A 9,371-nucleotide genomic window follows, 5' to 3' on the forward strand; every position below is an offset into this window, starting at 1 on the left:
TGTCCGCCGCAGCCGGATTGACATCGGTGGCGGTGGGAAAGAATGGCGCCGAGTCATGCCCCGGTGAACGGCGTCCGGCCGTTCGTGCCCGGTTCCGACGGACTCGCACCCGCCTCCGGTGTGACCGCGGGGGAGCGGGCGGTGGGTGGCGACGGCGCTCCGGTCGGGAGGGCGGGCCGGGTCGGGTGTGGTCGTCCCGGTGTTCGGGCCGTGGTGCCGGTCGCGCTCCTCCTGCGGGGCGTGGCGATGGGGCCCGGCGCCGATGTCGGTGCCGGTGCCGGTGCTTGTCGGGGTGTCAGGCGGCCCGGGTGACCGGGTCGGTGGCTCGGTGGCCCCGTCGGGCGGTGCGGGTGGGGCTGCCTGCGGCCGGTGTCGGCGGGTCGGAGTTCCGCCCGGGGGCCGGCCCTGACCGGTTCCTGCCACGGCCGGCCGGCGGAGGCCTGACCGCGCGCCGGCGGGGCAGACGAACCCGCGAGACGAACCGGGCGCCGACTGCGCCAGGTCATCGATCACGAGGGAGGAACCGCCGTGAGTGATCCCCTGCAGCCCTCACTGTCCGTTGCCGAACTGTCCTCGGAGGCCGCGGAGTTGCTCAACGCGGCGGTGCGCCGCGGCGCGCCCGGGGGAGCGCCCGGGCTGGTGCTCCCCGCGGACGCGGCGGAGACCGTGGCGGCGTTGGCCGGTGTGACCGCGCGCCTGCCCGAACTCCTGGACCAGCTGGCCTCCTTCCTCAGCAGCGAGCAGGCGGCGGGGCGCGTCGGCCCGGCCCGGGGCGAAGAGCTCGACGGCGAGCGGGCCCACGACGCCCTGCGGGCCGCGCGCGACGCGAGGGAGCACCTCTACGAGGCGGCCCGGACCGCGGCACTCGTCGCCGAGGCGGTGACGGCGGCCGCGACCGTCCTGGCCCCGCTCGGCCCGACCCGCACGGCGGGCCGCCCGGCCGAACCGCACGCCTGAGACCGCCGGGGCCGTGCTCGGCGGGCGGCGGGCGGCGGGCGGCGGGCAGGCGGTCTGGCGCGCGGCCCGGAGGGCGGTCGTCCGGACGCCGACTCCTGACGGTACGGAGGGCCGAGGCGCCGGGGGTCGCGGCACCTCGGCCCGGTGGGCGGAGCGCTGGGCCGGGGGCTACGGGAGGATCGGGCCTATCGAGTACGAGGTGGAGTAGGCCCGGCTGTTGCCGCAGTTGGCGGTGGCGGTGCCGTCGCCGAGCTGCAGGCCGCTGGTGACGGTGAGGCCGGACATGCACTTGGCGTGGACGGACCAGGCCCGGCGGGGTTCGAGGCCGGAACAGACGCCGACGCCGAACGGGCCCGAGAGGTAGGCCACGCACTGGCCGGTGGTCGGGGTGTCGGCCGTGCCCCGGGCCTGGGCGGCGGTCGGGGCGGCCAGCGCGGCGGCGGAGGCGAGCAGCGAGGTCATCAGCAGAGCGGTGGTGCGGCGCATGGGGGAGTCCTTCCAGAGGGTGGTGGTGGCACGGCGAACTCGCCCGCCCGACAGGTGGAGTGCGGCGCTGTCAGTTGTGCGGGGCGGGTGAATCCTGGGGGGGATATGTGAGGACTGTCAACGAGGCGTGGATGGGGCAAGGCGAATTCGCGCCAGCCTGCCCTCGCCCCGGGGTGGCCGTGCGCGTTCTCCCTGCCCCGGTCGCGGTGGTGTCGTGATCGCGCCGATCGCCGGCCGCCACTTGTTAGACACTTAGCCAAGATGCTAAATATGGCGTGTGACAGAAACCCAAGGTGAGTCGGGACTCTTCCGTGCGCTCGCCGACCCGACGAGGCGCCAGATCCTGGAGGACCTCCGGGCCGGCGAACTCGCGGCCGGTGAGATCGCGAGCCGGTTCGCGATCAGCGCACCCTCGATCTCCCGCCATCTCGGCGTGCTCAAGGGCGCCGGGCTGGTCACCGAACGCCGTGACGGCAACCGGATCCTCTACTCACTGGCGCAGGAGCGTCTGGCGATCGGCGTCGGCCGCTTCCTCAGCGCCGTCTGCCCCGAACAGATCGTGCTGCGCCACACCGCCTGGCGCCCCGCCGGACAGCAGGAGGACTCATGAGACAGCCACGGCTCTCCAGTGTCGTCGAACGGCGGCTGCTGGTGAACTACCAGGTCGACCCGGACATCGCACGGCGTCTGCTCCCCGCGCCGCTGCGGCCGCAGCTCGTCCGTGGCCACGCGGTCGCCGGCGTCTGCCTGCTGCGGCTGGGGCGCGTGCGGCCGACCGGGCTGCCCGGGGCGTTCGGGCTGCGGAGCGAGAACGCGGCGCACCGGATCGCCGTGGAGTGGGACGGCCCGGACGGCGTCGAGACCGGCGTCTACATCCCCCGGCGCGACACCGGGTCGCGGGTCAACGCCTGGGCCGGCGGCCGGCTCTTCCCCGGTGAGCACGGTCGCGCCGACTTCGACGTCCGGGAGACACCCGACCGCCTGCACGTCGCCTGCGCGACGCGGGACGGCGAAGCCCGTGTCGAGGTCACCGTCGACCTGGCCGACGAACTGCGGGGCAGCGGCCTCTTCGCCGACCTCGCCGAGGCCTCCCGCTTCTTCCGGGAGGGGGCCAAGGGCTACTCCGCCACCGGGGCCGGCCGCCACCTGGACGGGATGCAACTGCACAGCACCGCCTGGCACGTGGAGGCCGGTCTGGTCCGCTCCGCCACGTCCTCCTTCTTCGACGATCCGGACCGCTTTCCGCCGGGGAGCGCCACCCTGGACTGCGCCCTGGTGATGCGGAACGTCCCCGCCGGCTGGCTCCCGCTCCCGGCCCTGGCCGTCGCCTGAGCCGGTGATCCGCCGGCCCGCCGGCCCGCCGGCCCGCCGGCCGGAGGGCGCGGGGCGGACGCCCTTCCGCGCTGGACGCGCTACTTCTGGGTGCGGGCGAGGAAGTCGTCGATCAGCGGGGCGATGGTGGGCAGCAGCTCCTCCAGCGCGAAGTGCCCGGTGTCCAGCACGTGGAGCTCGGCGTCCGGCACGTCGCGCAGGAAGGCGCGGGCGCCGGGCTCGGTGAAGAACGCGTCGTTGCGACCCCAGAGGACGAGCGTGGGCGGCCGGTGGGTGCGCAGCCACTCCTGCCACGCGGGGTAGCGCGCGACATTGGTGTGGTAGTCGAGGGCGAGTTCGACCTGGATGTCCTTGCGGCCGGGCAGGTCGAGGAAGTGCTGGTCGAGCGTCCAGCCGTCCGGGGAGACCAGCTCCGGGTCGCCGGTGCCGCCCTCGTACTGACTGCGGGTCACCTCCAGGGTGAGGATCGCGCGGGCGCGCTCGGCGGCACCCTCGACGCCGTGCCGGTTGGCGATGAACTCCCGGGCCAGGTCGGAGAGTCCGTCCTCGTAGGCGTTGCCGTTCTGGACCACCAGGCCGGTGATCCACTCGGGGTGGCGGGTGGCCAGCCGCAGGCCGACCGGGGCGCCGAAGTCGAAGACGTAGAGCGCGAACCGGTCGAGGCCGAGGGCCTGACAGAAGCCCTCGACGACATCGGCCAACGTGTCGAAGCGGTAGCTGAAGTCGCCGGGCGCGGGGCTCTCGCTGTGACCGAAGCCGGGGTAGTCGGGGGCGATCAGGCGGTAGCGGGAGCCGAGCGCGTCGAACAGGCGGCGGAACTGGTGCGAGGCGGAGGGGAATCCGTGCAGCAGCAGGAGTACGGGCGCGTCCGCGGGGCCGGTCTCCCGGTAGAAGATCCGCAGGCCGTCGACCTCGGCGAAGCGGTGCCTGATCCGTGGGAGCTCCGGTACGGCGGCCGGGCCGTGCCCGGGGGCGGAGAGTGCGGTTTCGGATGATGGTGCCATGGCGGAAATCCCCCTGAAGTGGACCCGGGTCGGGTTGATTCGATCTTGGCAGGACACCGACGGCAAGCACAACGGGAGTTCGGCTTGTCTCGGGGGTCGGAAGGGCGGGCGGCGGGCTCGGGTCCGCGTCCGCCGCGGGGGAGGGCGGTCCGGCGTGGCGGGGCCGGCCTCGACTGGGCCGTTCGCCCGGCCTCCTCACCCGACCGGGGTATGTCTGTCACCCGTTCGTACCGCTCGGGTGGCGAAACGGGCGGGCGGCCCGCGTTCGTGTGCAAACGTTTCCCGGGCGCCCCTCACCGGGCGTGTCCGGGGCCCGTTCCGGGCCCGGCCCGGCCACGAAGGCGGGTTGAGAGCAAAGATGACCTGGAAGGCGTGAGATGTCCGTTCGTGGAAACCTTGGCAAGTTCGCCGTCACCGCGGTTCTGGCGGCTGCGGCCGTAGTCGCCGTGCCGACCGTGGCGCTGGCGCACGGCGAGAGCCCGCAGCCTTCGTCGCAGTCGGGTCTTGCGACGGGCCAGGCCTCGGTCGGCCTCTTCGGCCCGAAGCTCGCCTGGCTGGAGGCGTTCGAGAAGAGCAACGGCTGACCGACGGCTTCCCGACACCGGGCACCCCGGCCGCACCGAGCGGCCGGGGTGCCCGGTGTCGTGTCCGCCGGTCGGCGGATCCCGCGGTGGAGGGTGAACCGCGGCGCGCGCCCCGCCCGTTGTCATGCCCAGGAGTACCGAGTAGCCGGGTGCTCCACAGGGTCGGCGACACGGGGGAGTTCCCACGTGCCGCCGCGACAAGCCCTCGGGGCGGCCAGGAACCGGCCCGGGGTGGGGAGGAAGACCATGAAGAACCGTAGGAGCTCCAAGCGCGCCGTCGGGCTGGCCGGCGCGGTGCTGGCGCTGGTCGGTACTGCCGGACTGGCCGGCGCGACCACGGCCTCGGCGGACGTCAACAGTGAGTGGAACTGCTCGCGCAACCCGCGCGGTTGGGACCACATGGACTGGGGCAACTGCCTGCTGCCCGGTGACTCGCTCATCTCGGCCAACGGCGCCTACCGCCTGGCCTACCAGAACGACGGCAACCTGGTGCAGTACGACGTCCACGGCACCGCGATCTGGGCCACCGGGACCCAGAACACCGCACCCGGCAAGGTGATCATGCAGTACGACGGGAACTTCGTCGTGTACGACACCTTCAAGAACGCCAGGTGGGCGAGCGGGAGCGGGTTCAACTGCAGCCCGAGCGCCAACTGGGTGCGGCTGCAGAACGACGCCAACCTGGTCGTCTACCGCCCCCACGGCGACGGCCCCTGGACCCCCGTCTGGTCCTCGTTCAACGGCCGCGTCGGGACGTGCTGACCTGACGCCCGCGCACCACCTCGCCACCGGCGGCCGCGCACACCGCCGCCGGTGGCCGGCGGGCCCCGGACACCGCGCGACGGGCCCGGCCGGCGGCTACGGGTGCGCGCCGGCCGGCAGGCCGGGACGGTCGTTCGCGTCGTCGGCGTCCTCGTCGGCGGTGTGCTCGCCGGCCGTTCCGGGCGGGAGGACGAGGGTCGCCACCGCGCCGCCGCCGGGGTGGTTGGCGAAGGTCAGTTCCGCGCCGATCACCCGGGCGTGGCCCTCGGCGATGGTCAGGCCGAGACCGTGCCCGCGCCCGCGCTCGCGCACGCTGGTGCGAAAGCGCTGCGGGCCGTCCTGCAGCAGGTCGTCGGGGTAGCCGGGGCCGTGGTCGCGGACGGTGATCCGCAGCCCGTCCACGCTCAGCAGGACCGGGCCGTGGCCGTGGCGGTCGGCGTTGACCAGCAGGTTGGCCAGGATGCGGTCCAGCCGGCGCAGGTCGGTCCGCACCACCGGTCCGTCGGGGCCGGCCCCGGCACCGACGCCCGGCCCGGCCGCCCGGCCGGTCGGGGCGTCGTCCCCGGCCCGCACGGACAGGGTGACGGTCAGGCCGGTGAGCCCGACCGTCCGCCGGACGGCCCGGTCGAGCGGCACGGCCGACAGGTACGGCGTCTCCGCGTCCGCGTCCAGCCGGGAGACCTCCAGCAGGTCCTCCACCAGGGAGCGCAGCGCCTGGACGCGGTTGCGGACGAGCTGGGTGGGCCGCCCGGGCGGGAGCAGCTCGGCGGCCGTGACCAGCCCGGTGAGCGGGGTGCGCAGCTCGTGGGCGACGTCCGCGGTGAACCGCTGCTCGTTCTCCAGCCGGCGGTGGAGCGCCTGGGACATCGAGTCGACGGCGGCGGCGAGGTCGGCGACCTCGTCCCGGCCGTCGCCCAGCTCGCCGATCCGGGTGTCCGTCCGGCCGGCGGCGATCTCGCGGGCGGCCGTCGCGGCGGTGCGCAGCCTGCGGCTGATCCGGTCGGCGACCAGCACGCCGGCCAGGACGGTGGTGAAGACCGAGGCGGTGACGGTGATCAGGATGATCCGGTCGAGGTCGGCGATGGCACTGCGGTCCGCGGCGAAGTCGACCCGGACGGACAGCACCGTGCCCTCGACGGGCCCGGCCGCCCACATCGCCTCGCCCTGCGGCCCGGTGGCCAGGACGGAACCCTGGCGGCCCTCCGCCGCGAGCGCGCGCAGCCGGGGCGGCAGCGCCGGGTCGTCCAGTGCGGCGTTCTGGCGGGCGAGTTCGCCGTTGCGGCCGTAGGCGGCGAGGGCGGAGTCGAGCGCGCCGAGCGCGGTCCGGCGGGCCTGGTCGACGTGCTGGCGCACCATCGCCTGGTGGACCAGCAGGCCGACGCTCAGCGCGACCAGCATGGAGATGGCGGCGACGGCGGTGGCGATCTGGCGGCGCAGGGTCATGCCGGGCGCCGCAGCTTGTAGCCGAAGCCGCGCACGGTCTCGATCCGGCCGGAGCCGATCTTGGCGCGCAGCCGTTGGACGTGGACGTCGACCACCCGGGTGTCGGCGCCCCAGTCGTAGTCCCAGACCCGTTCGAGGAGGGCGGAGCGTTCCAGCACGGTGCCGGGCGCGGCGGTGAACTCCAGCAGCAGCCGCAGTTCGGTCGGGGTGAGCGGGACGAGGCGGCCGTCCACCCGGACCTCCATGCTGTCGGTGTCCACCTCCAGCCCGTCGATGGCGCGCACCGCCCGGGCGGCCGGCGCCGGTCCGGGCTCCGCCGCGGGGGCGCCCACCGGCACCCCGGCGGCCGCGGCCGGCGTGCCGGTGGGCGCGGTCGGGGCGACGGGTGTACCGCTGGGGGCCGCCGGTGCACCGGGAGCGGTCGCCTCGGTGGCCGGCACCACCCGGACCCGGCGCAGCACCGTGCGGATCCGGGCCACCAGCACCGCGCTCTCGAACGGCTTGACGACGTAGTCATCCGCACCGGCCTCCAGCCCGGACACGACGTCGACCGGGTCGGTGCGCGCCGACATCATCAGGATCGGCAGCTGGCTCTCCTCGCGGATGCGCCGGCAGAGGCCGACACCGTCGAGCAGCGGCAGCATCACGTCGAGCAGGATCAGGTCGGGACGGGCGGTCTGGAACGCCTCCAGCCCCTCCAGCCCGTCCGCGGCCGTGCTGACGGGGAACCCGTAGCGTTCCAGGGCCATCCGGGTGGCCTCGCGGATCACCTCGTCGTCCTCGACGATCAGGATGTGCGGGTGGGCGGGGGCGGCGGCGGTCATGGCCTCGGTTCCGGGGTCGCGGTGGGGGTTGCTGCGGTCGGGGCCGCTGCGGGCGGGCGGGGGACGGACTGCGGGTCGCCGCTGCGGCGGGGCGTGACGGCCTCGGCCGGCGGCGAGACGGCGGGCTTGGCCGGGGCCGGGAGCGGGCCGGAGCTCGGTCGGGCGGTGGCCGTCGGCTCGGCGGTCGCGGCGGTGCCCTGACCGGGCTCCGAGATCGGCCCGATGGCCTGGACCTGCTGCTCCAGCAGGGCGAGCCGGGCGCCGTCCCAGTGGTAGTGGCTGCTCTTGCGGGACAACGCGGTGCGCGGCTCGTGCAGCCAGAGGTCGGTGGCGACGGTCTCGGCGCTGAACCCCGTCAGCACCGCCACCCGCAGGACGGGCACGACCCCGCCGCCGCCGAGGGTGTAGACGTGCACGACCACCGAGCCGCCCGTGGCGATCGCGGCGATCAGCTCGGCGCGGCCGTCACCGGTGAGGTCGCGGAACTCGGGGCTGCGGACCTCGCAGTCCGGGCAGCCGGCCAGCGCGCGTCGCTCGTCCGCGGTCACGGCCGGGTCCTTGGCCAGCAGGGCGCGCAGGTCCACCGAGGTGAGGTCGGGGCCGGGGACGGCTACGTCCGGCACCGGCGTCGGCGGTGGCTCGGTGGGGCCGGCCGTCGCCGAGGCGGGGGAGGTCGGTGACGCGGAGGCGGCCAGGGTCGGCCAGAGCGGCTGCGGCACGAGCGGCGGCGTCACCGTCCGGGCCGGCCCGGCGTCCCGCAGCTCCCCGGGGGACGCGCACCCGGCCAGCGCCAGGAGCAGGCCCAGGACGGCGACGGCGGATCCGCGCGTCGCGGCCGCCGGCCCTTGGCGGGGTGGGAGTCCTGCTGCCACGGTGCTCGTGCTCCTTCTGGTCTGCGGTGATGCGCCGGTCCGGTCACGGGTGATAGGTCGTTCGAACGGTATCGGGTGGTTCCGCCGCAGCTCCGCCCGCCTGCGCGGAACGCGCCTCGGCCGGGTGGGCCGGCCGTCACGCAGGTGCGCGACGGCCGGCCCACCGGCCGGTCCGTTCAGCCCGTCGGGCCGCCCGGGGTGACGAGGTCGGCCAGGACGATGATGTTGTCCGTCCAGTGGCCGTCGGCGCCGATCCGGCCCCCGCAGGTGATCAGCCGGAGCTCGGGGGCGGCCGTGTTGCCGTACACCGTCTCGGTCGGGAACCGGTCCTTGCCCGCCTGGAGCAGGGCGCGGACCTTGAACTCCACCGTGCTGCCGTCGGCCCGCTGCACGCCCGCGAGGTCGCCCGGGCGGAGCTTCGGCAGCGCGGCGAAGACCGCCGGGCCGTGCGCGGTGTCGTAGTGCCCGATCAGGACGGCCGGTCCGGTCTCCCCGGGCGTGGGCCCGTTGCGGTACCAGCCGACCTCACCGGCCCGGTCGGCGGAGGGCACCTCGACGGTGCCGTCCGGGTTCAGGCCCAGGCCGGTGACCGGCGCGTCCACCCCGGCCGACGGGACGAGCAGTCTGGTCGGCGCCGACGCGGCGAAGGGCTTCGGCATCGGGGTGGCCGCCCCGGTCGCCGCGGCCGCTCCGCCCGTCCGGTCGGCCGCCGGGGCGGCTGCCGAGCCGGCCGGGTCCGCGTGGTTCACGGAGGGCTGGATGCGCACCACCGGGCTCTGCTCGCCGGACAGCGCCACCGAGGCGCCGAGGACGAGGCAGAGTACGCCCCCCGCGCCGAGAGCGGCCCGGCGCACGCCGGCCGCCCCGGAGCGGGCCCGGCTTCGCCGGCGGTCGCCGGCCCGCACCGCCGCGGTGCGCCGGCTCCGGCGGCCGTCAGGGCCGTCCGGGGCCGCACCGGGCCCGCCCGGCTTCGCCGGCGGCGTGTCGTGGTCGGTTCCGGGCCCGGCTCCGGCCCCGCCGGGACCGTCGCCCCGCCCCGGGTCCGCGGCGGTCAACGGCCCGGGGGCGGGGGGCCCCCCGGGGGGGGCGGGCCCCCCCGCGCCCGGG

Annotated in this window: 11 protein-coding genes; 5 read left to right on the forward strand and 6 right to left on the reverse strand. The window is 75.7% G+C overall.

All coding sequences use genetic code 11. The features are described from left to right. Positions 1–528: 528 nt before the first annotated feature. Positions 529–957, forward strand: a complete 429-nt coding sequence (locus tag ACFVYI_RS20020; protein WP_387887269.1) for a hypothetical protein — start codon at positions 529–531, stop codon at positions 955–957. 168 nt (positions 958–1,125) lie between these two features. Here the strand turns inward: ACFVYI_RS20020 and ACFVYI_RS20025 are convergent, their stop codons facing one another. Next, positions 1,126–1,443, reverse strand: coding sequence for a hypothetical protein (locus ACFVYI_RS20025; protein ID WP_387887271.1), 318 nt, complete (start codon positions 1,441–1,443; stop codon positions 1,126–1,128). A gap of 277 nt (positions 1,444–1,720) precedes the next feature. Here ACFVYI_RS20025 and ACFVYI_RS20030 point away from each other — a divergent pair, with 277 nt between their 5' ends. Together ACFVYI_RS20030 and ACFVYI_RS20035 are read left to right on the forward strand one after the other, a co-directional pair. Next, complete coding sequence (locus tag ACFVYI_RS20030) at positions 1,721–2,053, forward strand: metalloregulator ArsR/SmtB family transcription factor (RefSeq protein ID WP_387887272.1); 333 nt, start codon at positions 1,721–1,723, stop codon at positions 2,051–2,053. After that, positions 2,050–2,775, forward strand: a complete 726-nt coding sequence (locus ACFVYI_RS20035) for a DUF2071 domain-containing protein (protein WP_387887275.1) — start codon at positions 2,050–2,052, stop codon at positions 2,773–2,775. Before ACFVYI_RS20030 ends, ACFVYI_RS20035 begins: the two co-directional genes overlap by 4 nt. Positions 2,776–2,855: 80 nt before the next feature. Here the strand turns inward: ACFVYI_RS20035 and ACFVYI_RS20040 are convergent, their stop codons facing one another. Continuing rightward, positions 2,856–3,779, reverse strand: a complete 924-nt coding sequence (locus ACFVYI_RS20040) for an alpha/beta fold hydrolase (protein ID WP_387887276.1) — start codon at positions 3,777–3,779, stop codon at positions 2,856–2,858. A gap of 377 nt (positions 3,780–4,156) precedes the next feature. Here ACFVYI_RS20040 and ACFVYI_RS20045 point away from each other — a divergent pair, with 377 nt between their 5' ends. Together ACFVYI_RS20045 and ACFVYI_RS20050 are read left to right on the forward strand one after the other, a co-directional pair. Beyond that, positions 4,157–4,363 carry a hypothetical protein gene (locus ACFVYI_RS20045; protein ID WP_387887278.1) on the forward strand — a complete coding sequence of 69 codons (207 nt, stop codon included), beginning with the start codon at positions 4,157–4,159 and terminating at the stop codon, positions 4,361–4,363. A gap of 246 nt (positions 4,364–4,609) precedes the next feature. Further along, entirely contained in the window at positions 4,610–5,125 is a 516-nt protein-coding gene (locus ACFVYI_RS20050; protein ID WP_387887281.1) for a hypothetical protein, read from the forward strand. 96 nt (positions 5,126–5,221) lie between these two features. Here the strand turns inward: ACFVYI_RS20050 and ACFVYI_RS20055 are convergent, their stop codons facing one another. The 4 genes from ACFVYI_RS20055 to ACFVYI_RS20070 form a co-directional block, all read right to left on the reverse strand. Continuing rightward, positions 5,222–6,568, reverse strand: a complete 1,347-nt coding sequence (locus ACFVYI_RS20055; RefSeq protein ID WP_387887284.1) for a sensor histidine kinase — start codon at positions 6,566–6,568, stop codon at positions 5,222–5,224. Then, on the reverse strand, positions 6,565–7,392 hold the full coding sequence (locus ACFVYI_RS20060) for a response regulator (protein ID WP_387887287.1): 828 nt from the start codon (positions 7,390–7,392) through the stop codon (positions 6,565–6,567). Before ACFVYI_RS20060 ends, ACFVYI_RS20055 begins: the two co-directional genes overlap by 4 nt. Next, positions 7,389–8,264 carry a hypothetical protein gene (locus tag ACFVYI_RS20065; RefSeq protein WP_387887289.1) on the reverse strand — a complete coding sequence of 292 codons (876 nt, stop codon included), beginning with the start codon at positions 8,262–8,264 and terminating at the stop codon, positions 7,389–7,391. Before ACFVYI_RS20065 ends, ACFVYI_RS20060 begins: the two co-directional genes overlap by 4 nt. 176 nt (positions 8,265–8,440) lie before the next feature. Next, complete coding sequence (locus ACFVYI_RS20070) at positions 8,441–9,118, reverse strand: class F sortase (RefSeq protein WP_387887291.1); 678 nt, start codon at positions 9,116–9,118, stop codon at positions 8,441–8,443. Between the last annotated feature and the right edge of the window lie 253 nt (positions 9,119–9,371).

It is taken from the genome of Kitasatospora sp. NPDC058218 (assembly GCF_042882445.1).
Classification (GTDB): Bacteria; Actinomycetota; Actinomycetes; order Streptomycetales; family Streptomycetaceae; genus Kitasatospora.

Excerpts from the sequence above, each read along its gene's own strand:
- ACFVYI_RS20025 (WP_387887271.1), bottom strand. The coding sequence starts at position 1,443 with ATGCGCCGCACCACCGCTCTGCTGATGACCTCGCTGCTCGCCTCCGCC.
- ACFVYI_RS20035 (WP_387887275.1), top strand. The coding sequence starts at position 2,050 with ATGAGACAGCCACGGCTCTCCAGTGTCGTCGAACGGCGGCTGCTGGTG.
- ACFVYI_RS20040 (WP_387887276.1), bottom strand. The coding sequence starts at position 3,779 with ATGGCACCATCATCCGAAACCGCACTCTCCGCCCCCGGGCACGGCCCG.
- ACFVYI_RS20045 (WP_387887278.1), top strand. The coding sequence starts at position 4,157 with ATGTCCGTTCGTGGAAACCTTGGCAAGTTCGCCGTCACCGCGGTTCTG.
- ACFVYI_RS20050 (WP_387887281.1), top strand. The coding sequence starts at position 4,610 with ATGAAGAACCGTAGGAGCTCCAAGCGCGCCGTCGGGCTGGCCGGCGCG.
- ACFVYI_RS20055 (WP_387887284.1), bottom strand. The coding sequence starts at position 6,568 with ATGACCCTGCGCCGCCAGATCGCCACCGCCGTCGCCGCCATCTCCATG.
- ACFVYI_RS20060 (WP_387887287.1), bottom strand. The coding sequence starts at position 7,392 with ATGACCGCCGCCGCCCCCGCCCACCCGCACATCCTGATCGTCGAGGAC.